Origin of the sequence: Ruegeria sp., assembly GCF_965199275.1 — a bacterium.
In the GTDB taxonomy this organism is placed as follows: domain Bacteria; phylum Pseudomonadota; class Alphaproteobacteria; order Rhodobacterales; family Rhodobacteraceae; genus Ruegeria.
Map to the genome: position 1 here is coordinate 90,718 of NZ_CBDAQX010000024.1, position 19,528 is coordinate 110,245.

The window sequence follows — 19,528 nt, forward strand, 5'->3', positions numbered from 1 at the left end:
GCCATGACCAACCGCCGCCATTTCCTGGCCGGTCTTGCGGCCGCAAGCCTTGCGCCCGCAACAGGGTGGGCCTCGGTCGGGGCGCCCGCTTTTCTGGCCGCCGGGCTGTTTCCGGATGGCTCGTTCCGTCTGGCCGGTTTGGATGAGGGAGGAGACATCCTGTTCTCGCTGCCCCTGCCCGCAAGGGGTCACGCTGCCGCCGCACACCCGCGCAAAGCGCAGGCCGTGGCCTTTGCCCGCCGCCCCGGCACGTTTGCGCTGATTATAGACTGCGCAACCGGACAAGAGCTTGCACGGCTACAGGCCCCCAAGGGGCGGCATTTCTACGGTCACGGCACGTTCACGGCAGACGGCACCCGGTTCTTTGCCACCGAAAACGACTATGAGGCTGGCGAAGGCCGCGTCAGCCTATGGGATGCCACCAGCTTTGAACGTCTGGGAGAGTTTTCGTCGGGCGGTGTTGGTCCCCATGACATGCGCCTGATGCCGGATGGCCAATGCCTTGTGATCGCCAATGGCGGGATCGAGACCCACCCCGCGACCGGGCGGACCAAGCTGAACCTGCCGGTCATGCAGCCAAACCTGATCTATCTAGACCTGTCCGGGAACCTGCTTGAACGGGTCGAGCTGCCGGGCGACTTGCACAAGAACTCCATCCGCCATCTCAGCGTGCGCAACGACGGGCTAGTCGGGTTCGCGATGCAGTGGCAGGGAAGCCAGACCAAGCACCCGCCCCTGTTGGGCCTGCACCGTCGGGGCGCGCCACCGCAACTTCTGTCCGCGCCAGAACACCTCCAAAACACCTTGCAAGGCTACGCGGGCAGCATCGCCTTCTCGGCCAGCGGGACCGAGGTCGCCATAACCTGCCCTCGCGGAAACGCGCTGCATCTGTTCGATGTAGCAGGTCGCAGCTTCAGAAGAGCTTTCGAACTGGAGGATGTCTGCGGTCTGGGCGCCGGCCCGGACGGGCTGATCTTTACCACCGGTACAGGCACATTTGGCGCTGTAAGCGGGCAGCAGGCACGGGTTCTGGCCCGCCCCGATTGCCAATGGGACAACCACCTGATCCCGATCCGCGCGTACGCCTAGCGTTCGGAAATCCCTGTCACATAGTTTACACTTGGACGAATCAAAATGCTGCCGTATTGGCGGGCGCGAAACCGGCACCTCTGAGTTAAGGACTGACTTGATTGAAACACACGCCCGACGCACCGCATACCATCTACGGGGTTGAGAAATGGGGCAAAGGCCTCATCGAGGTGACGGAGCAGGGCGAGATCGGTCTGCGCAACCCGATGTCTCCGGATACGGCGGCGATCAGCCTGCCCGGTATCCTCAGTGATCTGGATGACCGAGGGATCAAGGCGCCGATGCTGCTGCGCGTCAGTTCGTATCTGGAACATGAGATCGCGCATCTGAATGAAAGCTTCGCCGACGCCATCGCGCGGGTGGGCTACAAAGGCCCCTATCGCGGCGTGTTTCCGATCAAGGTGAACCAGCAAGCGCAGGTGGTCGACCGCATCGTCGAGTTCGGCAAAAAGTACAACTATGGCCTCGAGGCCGGATCAAAGCCTGAACTGGTCGTGGCTCTGGCGCATCGTCTGGCCCCTGAGGCTCTGATCGTATGCAACGGTGTCAAGGATGCCGAGTTCATCCAGCTGGCGATCTTGTCCCGCAAGATCGGGTTCAACACCGTCATCGTGCTGGAAAGCCCAAAAGAGGCGGACACGGTGATCGAGGTCTACAAGGAACTCGGTATCGAACCCCTGATCGGCGTGCGGGTAAAACTGACCAACCAGATCAGCGGCAAGTGGGAAGAAAGCTCGGGCGATCGCTCGGCCTTTGGCATGAACACCGATCAGTTGGTCGCCACTGTGGACAAGCTGCGCGAAGCGGGTCTGTTGCATTGCCTCAAGCTGCAGCACTCGCATCTTGGCAGCCAGGTGCAGGACGTGAACGACGTCCGCCGCGCCGTGGGCGAGGCCTGTCGCTACTACACCGAACTCACTCGCGAAGGCGTGCCGCTGACCCATCTGGACCTCGGCGGCGGCATGGGCGTGGACTATACGGGCGAGAAAAAGGCGGCCGAGAACTCGATCAACTACACGGTCGAGGAATACTGCGCCAACGTAGTCGAAACCGTGGCCTATGCCATGGACGAGGCCGAAATTGCGCACCCTACGCTTGTCACCGAAAGCGGCCGCGCCGTGGTTGCGACCTCGTCGATGCTGCTGTTCAATGTGCTGGAGAGCACGCTTTACGACGCGCCCACAGGCCCCGAGGTTGAGCCCGACGATCACCATTTGGTCGCCGATCTGGCCGCCGTACACGGATACCTCAGCAGCGACCGCCTGCAGGAATGCTGGAACGACGCAACATTCTACCGCAACGAGTTGCGCGCCCTGTTCCGCCGTGGATATGTGGACCTGCGCCAGATGGCCCGGGCCGAGCGCATCTATCTTTCACTGATGCCCCCCCCAAGGCGCTGGCTGCCAGTGACGGTCTGGAAACGGATGTCGATGACCAGCTTGAGAAAGTGGCCGATATCTATCACTGCAACTTCTCGCTGTTCCAATCCCTGCCCGATGTCTGGGCCATTGACCAACTGCACCCGATCGTGCCTCTGCAGGGATTGAATACAACGCCTGACCGACGCGCCGTGCTGTCTGACATAACCTGCGACAGCGACGGCAAGATCGACCAGTTCATTCTGGCCGACGGGGTATCCCCCAGCCTGCCGGTGCATTCGCTCCCGGATGAGGGCGAATACTTCATGGGCGTCTTCTTCGTCGGTGCCTATCAGGAAACGCTAGGCGATCTGCACAACCTGTTCGGAGACACCAATGTCGTCACCATCGACCTGCGGGCAGATGGCGGGTTCGACCTGCTACACGAACAAGAGGGCGATACGATCAGCCAGGTCCTGTCTTACGTTGAATTCGACCCCCAAGACTGCGTCGCCGCCTTCCGCAAAATGGTGGACGAGGCGATCTCGACCGGTACTCTGCAAGCCAAGGACCGCAAAACCCTGATGAGCGCTTATCGCGACTCGATCAACGGCTACACCTATTACGAATAAAAGGAGATGGGATGAATGTGCTGTGAACGGTCAAAATTCCTGATTCTGTTATTGAGTTGGGAGAGGCGGATAGGTTTCAGGATGTATGAGCAATCTAGGGCGTTTGACCCTGTAAAGGAGATTACCCTTCACCTGTTTCCGAACGACCATCCTGAGGCGTGGGCTGTTGCCCTGACCTCGAATAGGAGTTTGGTTTGGCCGTTCACGCCCCATCCGGGGTTCCGCCTCCCAACGATGGGAGTATAGCACATGGCCTTTATTGGTGTCGATTTACATACGAATTCCTTCACGATCTGCCGCATTGGTGGGGATGGCTCAGAGGCGTTTGAGACGTTTCAACTCGCGGCGGCTGATCTTGAGCGGTTCTGCCTGAGCGTGGATGCGGAGGATGAAGTGGCGGTAGAAGCGACCGGCAACTCGGCATGGTTCTGCCGAGAAATTCGCCCCTGCGTGGGCCGGATCGTCGTGGTGAACCCACGCCAGTTCCAGGTGATCCGCAAATCGGTGAAGAAAACCGACCGCAACGATGCGCGCGCTCTGGCGACGTTCCTGTCTAAAGACATGCTCCCCGAGACACGCCTGAAACGTGCAGGTGAAACCGAACTGGCCTCTCTGGCACAGACTCGAGACATGTTGGTGAAATCGCGTACCAGGGTACTCAACAAGATCCATGGCATGTTCAATCGGCACGGGATCAAACTCAAGAAGGCGGGTTTCTCGGACAAACGGTTGCGCGCTTTGGAGATTGAACGCTTCAGCGACGTCGAACGGATCGAACTGACGGAGCTGCGGGATCAGGCGTTGCAGTTGAGTGCCGCGATCCGCAGGCTGGATAAGGCGCTGGAAGAGACCGCTGCAGCGCTTGATGGGTTTGAGGAAATCACCTCAATCAAGGGCATTGGAGCGCGGGCCGCTGCGATTTTCCTGTCCGGGATTGGCGATGTGAACGACTTTGCCACCGCCGACAAACTGGCCGCTTATGTGGGGATCGTGCCGCGTGTTGCCGCCTCAAACGGCGTTGAAATACACGGCAGGATTACGAAGCAGGGCAACAAGCTGGTGCGTACGACGCTGGTGCAATGCACGCTCAGCGCCATCCGATATTCCGGCTATCTCAACACGTTCTACCGCCGCATCAAGGAGCGGCGCGGGTCGGGAAAAGCCATCATCGCCACCGCTCGAAAGCTCCTGACCATCATCTACAACACATTGAAAAACAATTGGATATTCGAGGACTTCCCAGCCTTCAAGATCAAAAATACCAGACAAACCGCTGGACAAACATCATAGGAGACAGACCATGGGCAAAACACTGGTTGTCGGCGCGGGCGGCGTATCCCACGCAGCCGTGCATAAGATGGCGATGAACTCAGATATCTTCACCGAGATCACTCTGGCCAGCCGCACGAAATCAAAATGCGATGCCATCGCAGCAGCCGTCAAAGACCGCGTCGGTGTAGACATCAAGACAGCCGAACTGGACGCCTACAAGGTCGAAGACACGGTCAAGCTGATCAAAGAAACCGGTGCCGAGATTCTGGTGAATCTCGCCCTGCCCTATCAGGACCTCGTGTTGATGGACGCATGTCTTGAAGCCGGTATCCACTACCTCGACACCGCTAACTATGAACCAGAGGACGAAGCCAAGTTCGAATACCACTGGCAATGGGCCTATCAGGAGCGGTTCAAAAAAGCCGGCCTGACCGCCATCCTCGGCTCGGGCTTCGATCCGGGCGTGACATCCGTCTTCGCGAAATGGCTGAAGAAGCACAAGCTGGACACGATCCGCCAGATCGACGTGCTGGACGCCAATGGCGGCAGCAACGATCAGGAATTCGCCACCAACTTCAACCCCGAGATCAACCTGCGCGAGGTTTTGGCCGAGGTACGCCACTGGGAAGGTGGCGAGTGGAAACACTCCCCCGCCATGACACACAAGGTCGAGTTCGACTTCCCCGCCATCGGCCCCAAAAACATGTACCTGATGTATCACGAGGAACTGGAATCGCTCTCGACCCATTTCCCCGAGATCGAGCGCGCCCGCTTCTGGATGACCTTCGGCGACGCCTATATCACCCACGCCAAAGTGTTGGAAAACGTCGGCATGACCCGCATCGACCCGGTGATGCATGATGGCAAGGAAATCATCCCGATCCAGTTCCTGAAAACCCTGCTGCCCGATCCCGGCGATCTGGGTGCGGAAACCAAAGGCAAGGCCTGCATCGGCGACATCGCCACGGGTCAGGCCAAGGACGGCTCGGGCGAGAAAACCTACTACATCTACAATATCTGCGACCACGAAGAATGCTACGCCGAGGTCGGTTCCCAGGCGGTCAGCTATACTACCGGCGTCCCTGCAATGATCGGCGCGGCACAGTTGCTGAAAGGCAACTGGCGCGAGCCGGGCGTCTGGAACATGGAACAGCTAGACCCGGATGACTTCATGGACATGCTGAACACTCACGGCCTGCCTTGGCAAGTCCACGAACTCGACGGCCCAGTCGAGTTCTAGATCCGGAACTTCATCTGGTCAAAAATATCCCGGGGGGTCCGGGGGGCTGGCCCCCGGCCTCTCCAAAATCGGAGACGCCTGACATGTCCGACATGATGACGACCCAAGCCGGAGACGCTGGTGCCTTCCGCAACTTCGACCTCGGCCGCGTCCCAACACCCTGCTTCGTGGTTGACGAAAAAGCTGTCGAACGCAACCTGACCATCCTCTCCGAGATCGGCACTCGCTCCGGCGCGCACGTCCTGAGTGCGCTCAAGGCATTTTCGATGTTTTCACTGGCCCCACTGGTACGCGAACACCTCAGCGGAACCTGTGCCTCCGGCATCTATGAGGCACGGTTGGGTCGCGAAGAATATGGCGGCGAGGTCGCAACCTTTTGCGCCGGGTACAAGGATGCGGATATTGACGAAATACTGTCGCTGTCCGACCACATCATCTTCAACTCGCCCGCTCAAAAAGACCGGTTCCTCGCCAAAGCCCAAGCGGCCAATGTGCAGATCGGCCTGCGCATCAATCCGGAACACTCTGAGGGCGAGATTCCCAAATACGATCCCTGCGCACCCTGTTCACGCCTCAGGACACCCGTAAGCCAACTGTCCGAAGACACTCTGATCGGAGTAGACGGCCTGCACATGCACACGCTCTGCGAACAGGGCTTCGAACCGCTGCAACGCACATGGGCTGCTGTTGAGCCGAAACTCAAACCTTTCCTCGGTCAGCTCAAATGGCTGAACTTCGGAGGCGGCCACCATATCACGCGCGATGACTACGACCGGGACGGGCTGGTGGAATTCATCAAATCCATCCGCGCGACATACGATGTCGACATCTACCTCGAACCCGGCGAGGCCGTCGCGCTGGACGCGGGCATTCTGGTCGGAGAAATCCTCGACCTGCCCACCAATGGCATGACCCTCGCCATCACCGATATCTCGGCCACCTGCCACATGCCCGACGTGATCGAGGCGCCCTACCGCCCCGCCCTGATGGACGAGGCTGAGGCGGGCCATACCTACCGTCGTGGCGGGCCGTCCTGCTTGGCGGGCGATGTGATCGGCGACTACACTTGGGACAAGCCGCTGGAGATCGGACAACGCTTTGCCTTCCTCGATCAGGCGCACTACTCGATGGTCAAGACCAACACATTCAACGGTGTTCCCCTGCCGACCATCGCCCTGTGGAACAGCGAAACGGACGAGCTGAAGATCATCAAACAGTTCGGCTATGACGACTTTAAGGACCGCCTCTCATGAGCATTTTCCTCGACAGTGAACTGACCGCCGCTGAGCGCTCGGAAGACGCGCGCTTTCGCGTGATCCCGGTGCCGCTGGAACGTACGGTTTCTTATGGTTCCGGCACCGCCGAAGGCCCCGAGGCGATCATCGAGGCCAGCAATGAGCTGGAGCGCATCACCGGCCATGCAGAACCCTGCGTCGAGGGTATCTTTACCGAAACCCCGCTGGATTGCGACGGCCCCTTGCCCGAGGTGATGGAACGCCTCGCCCAACGGACCGAAGCCGCAATTTGTGCAGGCAAAGTGCCCGTGACCCTGGGAGGAGAGCATTCCCTCAGCTACGGCGCAGTTATGGGTGTGGCGCGGGCGCTGAACCAGCCCGTTGGGATCGTCCAGATCGACGCCCATGCCGATTTGCGCAACGCGTATCAGGGCGAGAAACACTCCCACGCCTCGGTCATGCACCTGCTGGCCAAAGAGGGCATCCGACTGGCCCAGTTCGGTGTGCGCGCGTTTTCGACCGAAGAGGCCAAAAGCCGTCTGAAAAACCATGTCTTCCACGTCGACGCCGAGGAACTGGTCACCGGCAACATCCACGCCGTTGACCTACCCGAGGACTTCCCCGAGCTTGTCTATGTCAGCTTTGACGTGGACGGTTTGGACCCCTCCCAAATGCCTGCCACCGGAACGCCCGTACCGGGCGGTTTGGGCTACTATCAGGCGCTGCGGCTGGTCGAACACGCCCTGAAGGGCCGCAAATGCGTGGGCTTTGACGTGGTCGAACTGGCCCCCGACGGCAATGCCGCCTGGGACTTCACTGCAGCTCAGATCGTCTATCGCCTGATGGCGGCCTGTTAACCCTCAGCGGTTTCGTTCAGCTCCATGTGCCCTTCGCCCTTGTTCAACACGCGGCGCAACATGGGCTCGAAGAACTCCAGCGGTTTGGTTGGATAGTTCGGGTCGAACGCCTTCTGATCGTATTCATGGCAGAAATAGCGGCAGTCCTCCCAATAGGGGCTGTCGCGATACTTGTCGCGGGCATTTCGGTCTCCACCAAGATGGTGGTTGTAGTAATAGCCCTGAAACACGCAGTGATGCTTGAGGATCCAATGGGTTTTTTCGCTGACATAGGGCTTCATCATCGCCGCTGACAGCTCACCATGGTTGTAAGGCGACAAGATATCGCCTGTGTCATGGATCAGCGCGGCGACCACAAGTTCCTCATCCGCGCCATCCTCATAGGCTCGCGTCGCGGCCTGCAGAGAGTGTTGGTAGCGATTCACCGGATACGGCGTCCATTCCTCATCCAAGGAACGGATCGCATCCAGAATCCGGTCTGGCAGCGCGGCATTATAGGCCTCTTCATAGTCCATAACGGCGTCCCAGTCGGCCTTTGTGGCCTCTTCAAAACTGGTCCAGGTCGGCTTGTGGCTTTTGTCCAGCATAGCATTTCCTTTTTCCTAATCGGGAACAGGATATCTCGACTTCCGTGCTGAAAAAAATGAATTGATTTTATCATAACGATCAAAAAATACTGCCGCTATGCAGATCAAAGCTTTTGAAACGTTTCTATGCGTGGCCGAGACCGGAGGGTTTCACGCAGCAGCGCGCAAGCTGAATGTGACCCAAACGGCTGTCAGCGCGCGCATACGGCAGATCGAGGACGCCACCGGAAAGCCCCTTTTCACCCGCGGGGCCGGAGGCACAGCACTAACGGATTTCGGGCGCCAATTTCGCCCTTACGCCGAGCAGATGCTCTCACTCTGGTCCTATGCTTCGACTGATTTGCCCACGCAAAACCAGAATCGTCCGGCACTGAGGCTGGGGGCGCAGCTCAGCGTTTGGGACCCCTTGCTGGTCGATCTCGCCATACGTTTCGAACAGCATCTTGGCCAATTGCTGCTGACGCTGAACTACGATCATGATCTGGATATGGTGGATGCGGTCGCAACACATGTGCTGGACGCCGCGCTGACCCATGAAAAGCCCTCAGACCGGCGGGTCATTTTTGAAGCCCTGCCACCAGAGCGGTTGGTTCTGGTCGAAACCGCTGAGGCGGTGGTCGACAACTCGGTATTCGTCAATCTCGAACTTGGCGCAGCTTATCAGGACCATGTGCGGACCATGGCCCGCCAGGCAGAGGGGCAGACGGTCTTTCTGGGCAATTGCATGATGGCCCTGCGCTATGTCCTCAAACGAGGGGGGCGTGGGTTTTTTCCCGCCTATTTGGCTGCCGAGCATATTCGCTCTGGCGCGCTGGTGCGGGTTGAGCCGAGTCCAGACCTAATGTTGCCGCTATATCTTGTAACCCGCCCCGACAGCGCTGCATTCGAGGATATTCTAGACTGCTTGCAAGTTCTGCGAGACCCTGCCTAGACAGCGACCTCGGCCCTGGAACGGCGCCAGATTGGGCGTCCCGCAACCGCCAGGAACAGGCACGAGATCAGGATACCGATGACCGCCGGTGCGTAGAGAACGATCCAAAGACCCGGATCACCTATGACGACCGGAGAGACAAACCCCCGAACACCCTCCAGCAGAACCAGAATGGTAAAAGCTCCCAGAATCTGCGGCCACAACCCGAACCTCGAGAAACTGCCCAGCATCAAGGTGGCATATCCGACCAGCCCGACGGCGACGCAAATCGCGATCCACGAGAACCGTTGGTGCAACTCATCAGTCAGTTCACCCGGGCTGAACCCTTCTGCGCTGGCGATAGCCTCGCGGTCCCGGATCAATTCCATCGTGGGGATCGCTTCAAGGCTGCGGGCGCTCATCCCTCCGGTACTGGTCAACGCCGAGATATCGTATGAGGCGTCCTGAAACAGGGTCGATGACAGGGTGCGCCCGTCCTTGTCCAGACGCAGAGCCACCCCATCCAGCATGACAAGGTTGATGCCGGCCGCATTGTTCACCAGATACGCTGTTGAACTTGAATAGCTGACAGAATTCGCTGGGTCTCGCCGGTCTGAGACAAAGACCTCGTGCAAAGTCCCGTCCAGATCAATCCGACCGATATAGACCGTGACACCGTCGGCCGGGTGCAGAAACTCACCCTCGTTCAGCAATTGGGCGGTCACGTCACCTGCAACTTCGGCCTGCCGGATCTCGAGCTGCTCGACCGAGGCAGGGCGCAGGAAAACGCTGATCGCCGCCATCATCATCCCTGTAACAAGACCGAACAGCACCACAGCCCGGGCCAGCCGCCATGGGCTAGAGCCGGTCGCCAGCATAACTGTCATCTCACTTTCCCGGCTGAGGCGGTTCGTGGCGTAAACGGCCGCAGCGAACACAGCCATCGGCATCACTGTCCGGATCAGGGTCGGCAGCGTCAGAGCGGTGAATTCGAGGAACACAATCGCCGACTGGCCGCCACTGATCACCCGATCAAACAGGCTGACAGACCGCGTGATCCAGAAAACACCGACCAGAACCAGAGTGAAAAAGCCGAACAGCACCAGCAACTGCCGCAGGAAGTAACCATCGAAACGCGACATGTACCCTCATTCCCGGTGTCTGCGATTTGCGGGGACTTTAGGCTATCCCGCAAGCAGAGGAAAGACGGTCACCGCCCTGCTTTGAGATCGGGTGGGGTTTCAGATGACCAGAAGATCGACCTGATGTTTGATCTGCGCGAACGCTTCACGTGACACAGGATGAAAGCCCCCAGCATGACGATAAACGCTCTGGTAGTTGTCAAATAGCAGGTCACACAACTCTTGCTGGGTGCTGTGCTGTCCGTCCGGGGTGAATTCCAAAAATATCGGTGGCCTGTACTCTGCGATGAGTTGCTTCATCCCCTTCAGGGCGGATAGCTCATGGCCCTCAACATCCATCCAGACCAGCCCAATTTGATCAGCCTGAAGGGTGCCTGACTGCACCAGGTCGTCAATCCGAACGATCTCGACTGAAAAACTCTCTCGGGTCTTGCCGCTTTTTCGCCTGGCGCCCAGACGCGAGCCGCCCCGGTTGAACAGATTACGGGTAAATTCAGCCGTTCCATTCGTGTCCGAAGCTGCGACACCCAAGATCGTCACTTTTTCTGTCAGCCCGTTCAACGCAAGATTGTGACGCAACAGGTTCATGTTGTCCGGGTCCGGCTCGATCGACACGACGGCGTCACACTGCAGGTCTAGGAAGAAATAGACGGTTTGGGTGCCAATATTGGCTCCAACTTCCAGAACAGACATTCCGGGTTTAAAGGCATTGTTTTGTTCAAGAAACGCCCGCAGATTTGTGACTGAGCCGCGGGCGAATTCACCGTTCTGGCAAAGGGAACGTCCGATTGCATCCGTTGGGAAGAAGGCAAAAGCATGATCGCGGAAGTCCCTAAACAACAAAATATCCTGATCAAGCAGCTGATTCATGACCGCGCGCCGGGTTTTGCCGTTGCCAAGAACACGTGAGGCAATCTTTTCGGCAATCAGGTTTCGCAATCCCATTCAACACCCTTGAATGCAAATCAAATATTGCCTTTAGTGCATATCTCTGCGTTCGCCGTTCAGCAACACAGGCATCGATTTGATACGAAACATGGTGCATTTGCGCCCTATCGGGCTAGGCAGGTTTTCGGCAGGCTTACATTCGCCAAGTGTCAGAGCCCTCATCGCCTGCTTGCGGCTGTTTCATTTCCAGCAATGTCGTTTGAAACAGGCTCCGGAACTCGGCCTCTTTCACCGTGGGTTCGCTTGTTTCTTCATCTGCAGCACAGGCCTCTTCGGACCGAGGCTGCGTCAGTTGTGTCAATCGGCATTGAATAATGACCCCCCATCGGCGTCCAAATTTGACCCCCCTTGGAGCTAAGAGGGGCGTTGAGGGGGTCGTGTTTAGGTTGATTCAGGAGGGGGTGGACAGCAGGTCAAACCGAAAAGAGAGCGTAGCTCGACTGAAGGTTTGACCTGCTGTCTGTTTTGAATTTATTCCCCGATTTCGAGGTTAGTCGCGGTGGTTAATTCGCCAGCTTTCGTTCCCGGTTTCGATGATATCGCAATGGTGTGTCAGTCGATCCAGGAGAGCAGTGGTCATTTTGGCATCTGTGAACACACTCGGCCATTCAGCAAATGCGAGGTTGGTTGTTAGCAGAATAGACGTTCGCTCGTACAGTTTGCTGATGAGATGGAAGAGTAATCGTCCACCAGACTCTGCGAACGGCAGATAACCGAGTTCGTCTATAATCACGAGGTCGACGCGGATCAGCTGCTCGCTGAGCCGCCCGGCGTTGCCTTCGCGATGTTCAGCCTCCAGCTTGTTCGCGAGATCCACAGCGCTGAAGAACCTGACCCGCCGGCGGTTATTGACCGCGTGGCCCCCGATCGCTGTTGCGAGATGCGTTTTGCCCGATCCGGTTCCACCGACCAGCACGCCATTCCTGGCCTGGTCCATAAAATCGCCGTCATGAAGATTGCGCACGACTTCCTCGTTGACGGGGCTGACCGTGAAGTCGAACTCAGGTAAGGACTTGCAGACCGGGAACTTTGCGGCACCCATCTGATACCGGATCGAGCGCGCAGTCTTTTCGGCCAGTTCGGCCGTGAGGAGTTCGGCCACGACCTGTTGGGGCCGCCAGTTGTTTTTGGCTGCGGCCTGCATCACTTCGTCAAAGCAGTTGACGATGCCTGGCAACTTCAGTTGACGGGCAAGTTCGAGAATTTCCTTACGCAGTTGCATGGGAGCCTCCAAGCCTGTCATAGCGAGCGCAATCCGCGATCGGTGCCATTTTCAGCTGCAGGTGGGCAGGCGGCTCAATCGCCTTTGGCGGCGGGGGATTGGTGCGCCGAGAGACAATGTTCAGGATCGCATCGGCCTTGCGCAGGCCAGATTTTAGAGCTTCTTCGCAGGCAGCCTCGACCACATCAATGTCGTGCTGGTAAGCAGCGAAAAGAATATCGGCAAGTTGCCGGTCTCCGTCGGATGTGCCCCGCAGATGGGTCCAGATCTGCGTCATTGCCGGTGGTAGGTCCCAGTCACGGAACGGTGCTCCATTGCGCAGAGCGCCAGGCTTGCGCTTGAGGACGGGCACATAGTGCCAAGGGTTGAAGATCGTTTTTCCTCGGCCGAAGCACCGTTCGTGCTCTCCGACAATCTCACCGTCTTGGCGCAGGACAATCCGCGTGGCGTAGACCTGCAACTGGACCTGACGTCCAACAGCTCTTGCCTCAACGCTGTATTTGTTTCTTTCGAAGTTGATCAGGCAGGTTCGGCTCACGGCGACCGTCTTTTCACGGAACCCGACGAAGGGCTTCTGCAGATGCGTCAGCAGCGGCTTTTCCTGCTGGAACTCCTCCCAGACCGTCACCTCCAGGTTTTCCGGATGCCGCAGTTCTTTTGCGCGTTTGATCGCGTCTTTTTGCAGCCGGGCATTCAATTCATCGAAGTCGGCCACCTCCAGACGCGGTGTAAAACTATAGGCGCGGCTCTCCTTGACCAGATTCTCAACCTGACCCTTCTCCCAACCGGCCGCGCGCGTACAGGCGATCGGGTTCACCAGATGATGAGAACACATCCGGGAGAATGCCTTGTTGAACTTTCTTTCCTTGCCCGACAGGATCGCATCGACGGCGGTCGTCATGTTATCGTAGATCCCGTTGATGCAGCCTCCACCAAAGAATTTGAAGGCCTCGTCGTGGGCATCAAAGACCATCTCCTGCGTCTCGCGCGGATAGGCAATGGAGAATGGCATGCGGCTATGGCAAAGTTTGAAATGGGCAACCTTCACGGTCGTGAGTGCACCGTCCATCAAAACCGTCTCCACACTCCAGTCGAACTGGTACGCCTCCCCAGGATCAAAGATCAGCGGGATGAACGCCTGCGCCTGTTGTCGGCCGTGCGCAATGCGCCAATTCTTTGTGTAGCGTCGAACACTGTCATACCCGCCGCCAAAACCATCATCGGAGAGTTCCTTCCAGATTTTGGTCATCCGCTTGCGGTGTTTCTTCGGAAGCGCCTCGTTCTCCTCAAGCGTTTCATCCAGACGCGCGCGCCAAGGCCCGAGCACCGGGTATGGCTGCGATTTGCGCTCATATTTGAACTCCGTCACTCCCGATCGGATTATCTTTCGAACCGTTGCACGGCTCAAATTGAGCGAACGGCAAATTTCCTTGATGCTCTTTTTTTCGATCAGGTGTAAGCGACGCACTTTTCTAATAGTTTCCACGCAAATCATCCCGCTTGCCTCTCCATCGACTGCTCAATGAAAAGGATGTCTACAACCATAGGGAGGGGTCAAATTTGGACGCCGATTTCCCCGCTTAGGGGGTCAAAATTGCACGCTTTTCTACACGTCAGTTGTGCCGCTGGCCAGCGGGAGTCGCGAAAGATCGACCAAAAACTCTGTATCAAATTCCTTCCCTCCCAATGAACTGCGCAAGTCTTGTCACTGCGGGGCCGATCCGAACCTCAGTGGTTGGCCGAAGCTCAAGGATCACAGTCCGTGAGTGGCACCCCGCAGCGACCAGGTGCATTTAGGAATTTCATTTTGAGACGTAAGGGGGAAGAAAACCCCGGTTTTCGTCACTTTTGTGCATGCAAAATAAAAAATCGAGCAACAGCTTACGTTTACGTCAACCACACCGAAGCGGAAGAAATTTCGGGACGCTACGTCAAATCCTGACACTCTGCGCCATATGGCCGCCGCTCAAACTGCCCCTGAGGCACCTCGAGGGGAATTTCGCGCGGCGAAAATAGGATTCGACGCAGCCGCAAAAGCGAATATTCAAGTTTTGAGAAGTTTTGAATGGCAGGGGCAGCAGGGTTCGAACCCGCGACCTACGGTTTTGGAGACCGTCGCTCTACCAACTGAGCTATACCCCTAGGCTGAGCCTCAGATATGCCAGCCGCGCGGCGGACTCAAGAGGCTTTTTCAGTTTCTCGACCACTTCTCGACAAGACAAACAAGTTGCACGCGGCGTTGAGTTCTATAAGATACGTTTTGGTCAGTAAGAGGGACCCATCCGTGAGTATCCGCAAAAAGATCGCCGACAGCGAAGCCGTGTTAAACTGGGCGGCGCGCCGTATTGCGAGCTATATTCGGATGGTCAACCGCAACACCAAATGGCAGCGCATCGGCTATGAAGAACTGGACCAGCTGGCCGAACAGGGCGAACCGGTCATCGTTGTTCTGTGGCATCAGCGGCTGGCGCAATCACCCTATTTCTTCCCGCTGGACAAGGCGCAGATCTGCTCGATAACGTCCTCGGCCCGTGCGGGCAGCATGGTGGGCCGCGTGCAAAAGCTGTTCGGCATGGACACGATTGCCATGGCCAGCAAACACAAAAGCAATGTTGCTGTGTCGCGTGAAGTTCTGGGCAAGATGAAGCAGGGGATTTCTATTGGTATTGCCGCCGACGGACCCCGCGGACCGGAACGGGTGCTGTCGACCGTGCCTTTGGTCTGGGCGCGCACATCCGGCAAACGGGTGTTCGGAATCACCTTTTCGACCCGTCATGGCAGAGAGGCCGGTACATGGGACCGCTTGTTGATGCCCCGCCCTTGGCGCAACGAAGGCGTGTTTCTTTGCCGCGAATGGACCGAGATTGTGCCTCGCAAAGCCAGTGACGAGCAGATCGAAACCCTGCGCCAAAACCTTGAGCAGCACATGAACGACATCACGGCCGAGGCCGACCGGATGGTCGGGCGCGATCCGTGGTCGCCTAAGTCCTAAGGCGTTTTGCATTTTACTTGAGGCAAGGCCATCGAAATGCGCGTTCGACCGCAGGGAGAGGCAGCGTATTTCGATCCAATACAAACGCAAAGCGATCTAACCACCGCGCAGCCTCTGCATCAGATAGACTTCGCTGCCTTCCGGGATGGGCTCCGTCAGGCCCGTTGCAATCACGCGCCCGTCGATCGCAATAGAGACGCCCGCGTCAATGGGGGCCTGCAATTGCGGATGCGCGCGCACCAGGGCGCGCAACAACTCTCCGGTTGTTTTGGCCTCGACCTCGACAACGGCCAAGCCCCCGGTCAGAGACCGGAGGCCGGACCAGAGGTGAACCTCAACCATTAGCCTTGAGCGCGGCCAGAATGCGCGGAGGCGACATCGGCAGTTGCTTCATCCGCACACCCGCTGCGTTGGAAACCGCGTTGGCGATGGCGGCAAGCGGCGGCACGATGCCGGTCTCGCCCACACCGCGTACCCCAAACGGGTGGCCGGGATTGGGCACTTCGACAATCACCGTGTCGATCATTGGCAGGTCACTAGCAACGGGAATCCGGTAGTCGAGGAAGATCGAGTTCTGCAACCGTCCGTCCTCGCCGTAGATATATTCCTCGTTCAGCGCCCAGCCGATGCCTTGCGCGGCACCACCCTGGAACTGGCCTTCCACATAGGTCGGGTGGATCGCCTTGCCGGCGTCTTGAATGACCGTGTAGCGTGTGACGCTGGTCTTGCCGGTTTCCGGGTCGACCTCAGCATCGACAATATGGGTGCCAAAGGACACGCCCGCACCTTCCGGAGTTGCCTCGAAATGGCCCGAGATCGGGCCACCGGTGCGCCCCATATCCGCCGTGATGTCGGACAGGGCCAGCGGGTCGAAATCGCCTGCATTGGGGCCTGAGGGCACGGCGCAGCCGTTTTCCCATTTCACGGCCTCGACCGGGATACCCCACTTGGCTGCCGCACGTTCGCACAGTTTTTCGACCGCGTGTTTGGCCGCCTTGATGGTCGCCAGGCCCGACGCGTAGGTCACACGCGAGCCGTGTGAGACGTCGTTATAACCCAGCGTCGCCGTATCCGCGATGGTGACGCGGATGTTCTCGTATGGGATGCCCAGAACCTCGGCCGCCATCAGCGCCATAGACGCACGAGAACCGCCGATATCCGGCGTTCCGACCATCAGCTGGGCCGAGCCATCTTCAGACAGGGCCAGGGATACTGAGGTCTCACCGCCGTGGTTGAACCAGAAGCCACAGGAAATCCCGCGCCCCTGCCCCGGCTTCAACGGGGCCGAATAGTGCGGGTGCGCCTTGGCAGCCTCCAGCGTTTCGACCAGACCAATTCGTTCGTAGGTCGGGCCATAGCTGGCTTTGGTGCCTTCGTGGGCGGCGTTCTTCAGGCGGACATCAACAGGGTCGAGGCCAAGCTTGTTGCACAGCTCATCGATCACCGACTCAACCGCAAAGGCACCCATGGGTGCGCCCGGCGCGCGGTAAGCGGCCTGTTTCGGACGGTTCGACATCACGTCATAGCCGATCTGCTTGACGTTGGTCAGGTTGTACGGCGCGAAGGCGCACATGGCAGTCATATCGCCCGGCGCACCGGGGAAGGCCCCGCCCTGCAGGCGGAACACGCCTTGCGCTGCCGAGATGGTCCCGTCCTTCTTCATACCGATCTTGACGTCCATCGACGCCGAGGCGGTCGGGCCTGTTGCCCGGAACACCTCGGACCGGGTCATAACGATCTTGACCGGACGGTTGGCTTTGCGGCTCAGCGCCAGTGCAACGGGTTCGATGAAGACAGTGGTCTTGCCTCCGAAACCGCCACCAATCTCGGAGGCGGTGACGCGCAGTTGCGAGGTCTCGATCCCCAGCAGCGCAGCGCAGGTCTTCTGCGCGATCCAGTGGCCTTGGGTGGTACACCAAAGCTCACCCTTGCCGTCATTGCCCAGCATGCCAAGACAGGCGTGTGGTTCGATATAGCCCTGATGGGTCGCTTCGGTGACAAAGCTGTCTTCGATGACCAGATCCGCTTCGGCAAACCCGGCCTCGACATCTCCGTGGCCGCTTTCGTGGTAACGTACGACGTTCGGGTGCAGCCCTTCGGGCACCGAATAGTCCGCCGCGCCTTCCCGAATAACAGGCGCATCCGACGCCATCGCTTTGTCCACATCCGTGACATGGGGCAGAACTTCGTATTCGACCTCGATCAGTTTGAGCGCATCCCGCGCTGCCAGAGCCGACGTGGCTGCAACCGCAGCAACGGCGTGGCCATCATAGAGCGCCTTTTCGCCCGCCATGACGTTTTCCAGCACGTTCCAGAACTCACCCTCAAGACCGGGTTTGAACGGGACATCGGCAAAATCCGCGCGGGTGACGACGGCTTTGACGTCCTTATGCGCCTCGGCCCTTGAGGTGTCGATCTTCACAATCCGCGCGTGGGCATGGGGCGAGCGCAGAACCGCTCCGTGCAACATGCCGGGCGCATAGGCATCAGCCCCGAACTTGGCACGGCCCGTGACCTTGTCTAACCCATCCGGGCGATCCGGGCGCGTGCCAACGAAAGTGAATACAGACTTGCGATCGTCGAGTGCCATTACGAAGCCTCCCGCAGCTCTTCCGCCGTTTCCATCACGGCGCGAATGATCTTGTCATAACCGGTGCAGCGGCAGAGGTTGCCTGCCAGCCAGTACCGGGTTTCCTCTTCGGTCGGGTTGGGCTTCTTCTCCAGCAACGACTTGGCCGCCACCAGAATGCCCGGCGTACAGATGCCGCACTGAAGCGCCGCATGTTCGATGAACTTCTTCTGCAGCGGGTGCAGAACGTCGCCATCCGCGATGCCTTCGACGGTTTCGATGGTCTTGCCCTCGGCCTCGACACCCAGCATCAGGCAGGAACAGACCAGACGGCCATCGACAGTGACAGAACATGCGCCGCAATCGCCGGTGCCGCAACCCTCTTTCGCGCCGGTCAGGTTCAGCTTGTCGCGCAGACAGTCCAGCAGCGTTTCGCGCGGGTCACACAGGTATTCGACCGTGTCCCCGTTCACGGTGGTGGATACGTGGAGCTTGCTCATGCGTCTTCTCCCTTCGCGCGGGCATAGGCGATTTTCGCGGCGCGCTTGGCCAGAACGCCAGCGACCTCGGTGCGGAATTCGATTGTGCCGCGTTTGTCGTCAATCGGGTTACAGGCCGCCGAAGCGGCCACTGCCAACGCGTCGAGGGCGGTGTCGTCCAGCGTGCTGCCGATGATGGCTTTGGCGCAGTCTTCAACCAGCAAAACGGTCGGGGCAACAGCGCCCAGAGACACCCTCGCCTCGGTGATCACGTCGCCGTCCAGACGCAGGCTGACACCCACGCCAACCACCGCGATGTCCATTTCGGTGCGCGGAATGAAGCGCAGATAGGCGTCACCCGCGTTGTCGCCCCTTGCGGGGATGTTGACGGCTGAAACCACTTCACCCTTCGCCAGCGAGGTCTTGCCCGGTCCGGTGGGGATGTCCTCAACGGCAACCTCGCGCGCGCCATCCGGGCCGGTCACGGTAACCGTCACACCCGCCGCAACCATCGCGGGCACCGAATCCGCCGCCGGAGACCCGTTGCACAGGTTGCCCGTCAACGTCGCGCGGCCCTGCACCTGAGTCGAGCCGATCAGGTCCATCGCCTCGACCACACCCGGCCAGTCGCGGCCCAGCTCGGGATGCTCGCTCATTTCAGCGCCGGTGACAGCGACGCCAAGTGTCCAGCTGCCATCGGCGTTTTGCGTGATCTGGTCCACACCGTTGATTTTCTTGATGTCGATCAACGTATCGGGTGTCACCAATTCCGAGCGCAGCTGCACCAACACATCGGTGCCGCCTGCCAGAAACCGTGTGGTGCCCGTCGCGTTTGCAGCCAGAGCCGACGCCTTGGCAAAGCTGGCGGGGCTGTGATAATCCATGAAAATACCTCGCACCTGTCAATCAGGATTCACTGGGTTCGGGGGCGAAGGTAATGCAGTGCCGCAACGGCGTCCATGGCCGGAACGACCAATTTTTGTGTCGTTTTTCGAC

General features: G+C 58.8%; 18 protein-coding genes and 1 tRNA gene. 9 read left to right on the forward strand and 10 right to left on the reverse strand.

Translation table 11 applies throughout. The annotated features are described in order from the left end of the window. Window positions 1-3 precede the first annotated feature (3 nt). From ACOERD_RS25250 to speB, 7 genes are all read left to right on the forward strand, one after another. Complete coding sequence (locus ACOERD_RS25250) at window positions 4-1,089, forward strand: DUF1513 domain-containing protein (protein ID WP_419740883.1); 1,086 nt, start codon at window positions 4-6, stop codon at window positions 1,087-1,089. 101 nt (window positions 1,090-1,190) lie between these two features. Then, complete coding sequence (gene speA / locus ACOERD_RS25255; RefSeq protein WP_419740884.1) at window positions 1,191-2,636, forward strand: biosynthetic arginine decarboxylase; 1,446 nt, start codon at window positions 1,191-1,193, stop codon at window positions 2,634-2,636. Window positions 2,637-2,659: 23 nt separating this feature from the next. Next, the gene (locus tag ACOERD_RS25260; RefSeq protein WP_419740885.1) at window positions 2,660-3,079 is read left to right on the forward strand and encodes a hypothetical protein; all 420 of its coding nucleotides are present in this window, start codon (window positions 2,660-2,662) and stop codon (window positions 3,077-3,079) included. Window positions 3,080-3,328: 249 nt separating this feature from the next. Beyond that, window positions 3,329-4,369 carry an IS110 family transposase gene (locus ACOERD_RS25265; protein WP_419738393.1) on the forward strand — a complete coding sequence of 347 codons (1,041 nt, stop codon included), beginning with the start codon at window positions 3,329-3,331 and terminating at the stop codon, window positions 4,367-4,369. A 10-nt stretch (window positions 4,370-4,379) separates the two neighbouring features. Continuing rightward, a complete protein-coding gene (locus ACOERD_RS25270; protein WP_419740886.1) occupies window positions 4,380-5,591 on the forward strand; it encodes a saccharopine dehydrogenase family protein in 1,212 nt (403 codons plus the stop codon). Window positions 5,592-5,674: 83 nt separating this feature from the next. After that, on the forward strand, window positions 5,675-6,844 hold the full coding sequence (locus ACOERD_RS25275) for a carboxynorspermidine decarboxylase (RefSeq protein ID WP_419740887.1): 1,170 nt from the start codon (window positions 5,675-5,677) through the stop codon (window positions 6,842-6,844). Next, entirely contained in the window at window positions 6,841-7,683 is an 843-nt protein-coding gene (speB, locus tag ACOERD_RS25280; RefSeq protein ID WP_419740888.1) for an agmatinase, read from the forward strand. Before ACOERD_RS25275 ends, speB begins: the two co-directional genes overlap by 4 nt. Here speB and ACOERD_RS25285 read toward each other — a convergent pair. Then, complete coding sequence (locus tag ACOERD_RS25285) at window positions 7,680-8,270, reverse strand: HD domain-containing protein (protein WP_170528303.1); 591 nt, start codon at window positions 8,268-8,270, stop codon at window positions 7,680-7,682. The two genes, speB and ACOERD_RS25285, sit on opposite strands and share 4 nt — an antisense overlap. Window positions 8,271-8,367: 97 nt before the next feature. Here ACOERD_RS25285 and ACOERD_RS25290 point away from each other — a divergent pair, with 97 nt between their 5' ends. Then, on the forward strand, window positions 8,368-9,201 hold the full coding sequence (locus tag ACOERD_RS25290) for a LysR family transcriptional regulator (protein ID WP_419740889.1): 834 nt from the start codon (window positions 8,368-8,370) through the stop codon (window positions 9,199-9,201). Here ACOERD_RS25290 and lptF read toward each other — a convergent pair. The 5 genes from lptF to ACOERD_RS25315 form a co-directional block, all read right to left on the reverse strand. Then, complete coding sequence (gene lptF, locus ACOERD_RS25295; protein ID WP_419740890.1) at window positions 9,198-10,322, reverse strand: LPS export ABC transporter permease LptF; 1,125 nt, start codon at window positions 10,320-10,322, stop codon at window positions 9,198-9,200. The genes ACOERD_RS25290 and lptF overlap by 4 nt on opposite strands. Before the next feature lie 99 nt (window positions 10,323-10,421). After that, the gene (locus ACOERD_RS25300) at window positions 10,422-11,267 is read right to left on the reverse strand and encodes an FkbM family methyltransferase (protein WP_419740891.1); all 846 of its coding nucleotides are present in this window, start codon (window positions 11,265-11,267) and stop codon (window positions 10,422-10,424) included. Window positions 11,268-11,760: 493 nt separating this feature from the next. Continuing rightward, window positions 11,761-12,492, reverse strand: coding sequence for an IS21-like element helper ATPase IstB (gene istB, locus ACOERD_RS25305; protein WP_419737606.1), 732 nt, complete (start codon window positions 12,490-12,492; stop codon window positions 11,761-11,763). Further along, window positions 12,479-13,987: an IS21 family transposase gene (istA, locus tag ACOERD_RS25310; RefSeq protein ID WP_419737605.1), complete on the reverse strand. Its 1,509-nt coding sequence runs from the start codon at window positions 13,985-13,987 to the stop codon at window positions 12,479-12,481. The genes istB and istA overlap by 14 nt, the downstream gene beginning before the upstream one ends. 571 nt (window positions 13,988-14,558) lie before the next feature. Next, window positions 14,559-14,634: transfer RNA gene (locus tag ACOERD_RS25315), tRNA-Trp, on the reverse strand. 142 nt (window positions 14,635-14,776) lie between these two features. On the opposite strand from ACOERD_RS25315, the gene ACOERD_RS25320 reads away from it, so the two are divergent. Then, complete coding sequence (locus tag ACOERD_RS25320; RefSeq protein WP_419740892.1) at window positions 14,777-15,484, forward strand: lysophospholipid acyltransferase family protein; 708 nt, start codon at window positions 14,777-14,779, stop codon at window positions 15,482-15,484. 96 nt (window positions 15,485-15,580) lie between these two features. Here ACOERD_RS25320 and ACOERD_RS25325 read toward each other — a convergent pair whose 3' ends face one another. From ACOERD_RS25325 to ACOERD_RS25340, 4 genes are read right to left on the reverse strand one after another with little or no spacing between them, the layout of a single operon-like run. Beyond that, window positions 15,581-15,826: a MoaD/ThiS family protein gene (locus ACOERD_RS25325; protein ID WP_170468530.1), complete on the reverse strand. Its 246-nt coding sequence runs from the start codon at window positions 15,824-15,826 to the stop codon at window positions 15,581-15,583. Beyond that, window positions 15,819-18,074, reverse strand: coding sequence for a xanthine dehydrogenase family protein molybdopterin-binding subunit (locus tag ACOERD_RS25330; RefSeq protein ID WP_419740893.1), 2,256 nt, complete (start codon window positions 18,072-18,074; stop codon window positions 15,819-15,821). The genes ACOERD_RS25325 and ACOERD_RS25330 overlap by 8 nt, the downstream gene beginning before the upstream one ends. After that, complete coding sequence (locus ACOERD_RS25335; RefSeq protein WP_419740894.1) at window positions 18,074-18,553, reverse strand: (2Fe-2S)-binding protein; 480 nt, start codon at window positions 18,551-18,553, stop codon at window positions 18,074-18,076. Before ACOERD_RS25335 ends, ACOERD_RS25330 begins: the two co-directional genes overlap by 1 nt. After that, the gene (locus tag ACOERD_RS25340; RefSeq protein ID WP_419740895.1) at window positions 18,550-19,416 is read right to left on the reverse strand and encodes an FAD binding domain-containing protein; all 867 of its coding nucleotides are present in this window, start codon (window positions 19,414-19,416) and stop codon (window positions 18,550-18,552) included. Before ACOERD_RS25340 ends, ACOERD_RS25335 begins: the two co-directional genes overlap by 4 nt. Between the last annotated feature and the right edge of the window lie 112 nt (window positions 19,417-19,528).

What these genes read in the sequence shown, in the direction of transcription:
- ACOERD_RS25290 (WP_419740889.1), top strand. Translation starts at nt 8,368, where the DNA reads ATGCAGATCAAAGCTTTTGAAACGTTTCTATGCGTGGCCGAGACCGGA.
- ACOERD_RS25335 (WP_419740894.1), bottom strand. Translation starts at nt 18,553, where the DNA reads ATGAGCAAGCTCCACGTATCCACCACCGTGAACGGGGACACGGTCGAA.
- istB (WP_419737606.1), bottom strand. Translation starts at nt 12,492, where the DNA reads ATGCAACTGCGTAAGGAAATTCTCGAACTTGCCCGTCAACTGAAGTTG.
- speB (WP_419740888.1), top strand. Translation starts at nt 6,841, where the DNA reads ATGAGCATTTTCCTCGACAGTGAACTGACCGCCGCTGAGCGCTCGGAA.
- istA (WP_419737605.1), bottom strand. Translation starts at nt 13,987, where the DNA reads ATGATTTGCGTGGAAACTATTAGAAAAGTGCGTCGCTTACACCTGATC.
- ACOERD_RS25285 (WP_170528303.1), bottom strand. Translation starts at nt 8,270, where the DNA reads ATGCTGGACAAAAGCCACAAGCCGACCTGGACCAGTTTTGAAGAGGCC.
- lptF (WP_419740890.1), bottom strand. Translation starts at nt 10,322, where the DNA reads ATGTCGCGTTTCGATGGTTACTTCCTGCGGCAGTTGCTGGTGCTGTTC.
- ACOERD_RS25275 (WP_419740887.1), top strand. Translation starts at nt 5,675, where the DNA reads ATGTCCGACATGATGACGACCCAAGCCGGAGACGCTGGTGCCTTCCGC.
- ACOERD_RS25330 (WP_419740893.1), bottom strand. Translation starts at nt 18,074, where the DNA reads ATGGCACTCGACGATCGCAAGTCTGTATTCACTTTCGTTGGCACGCGC.
- ACOERD_RS25270 (WP_419740886.1), top strand. Translation starts at nt 4,380, where the DNA reads ATGGGCAAAACACTGGTTGTCGGCGCGGGCGGCGTATCCCACGCAGCC.
- ACOERD_RS25265 (WP_419738393.1), top strand. Translation starts at nt 3,329, where the DNA reads ATGGCCTTTATTGGTGTCGATTTACATACGAATTCCTTCACGATCTGC.
- ACOERD_RS25300 (WP_419740891.1), bottom strand. Translation starts at nt 11,267, where the DNA reads ATGGGATTGCGAAACCTGATTGCCGAAAAGATTGCCTCACGTGTTCTT.
- ACOERD_RS25250 (WP_419740883.1), top strand. Translation starts at nt 4, where the DNA reads ATGACCAACCGCCGCCATTTCCTGGCCGGTCTTGCGGCCGCAAGCCTT.
- ACOERD_RS25340 (WP_419740895.1), bottom strand. Translation starts at nt 19,416, where the DNA reads ATGGATTATCACAGCCCCGCCAGCTTTGCCAAGGCGTCGGCTCTGGCT.
- ACOERD_RS25325 (WP_170468530.1), bottom strand. Translation starts at nt 15,826, where the DNA reads ATGGTTGAGGTTCACCTCTGGTCCGGCCTCCGGTCTCTGACCGGGGGC.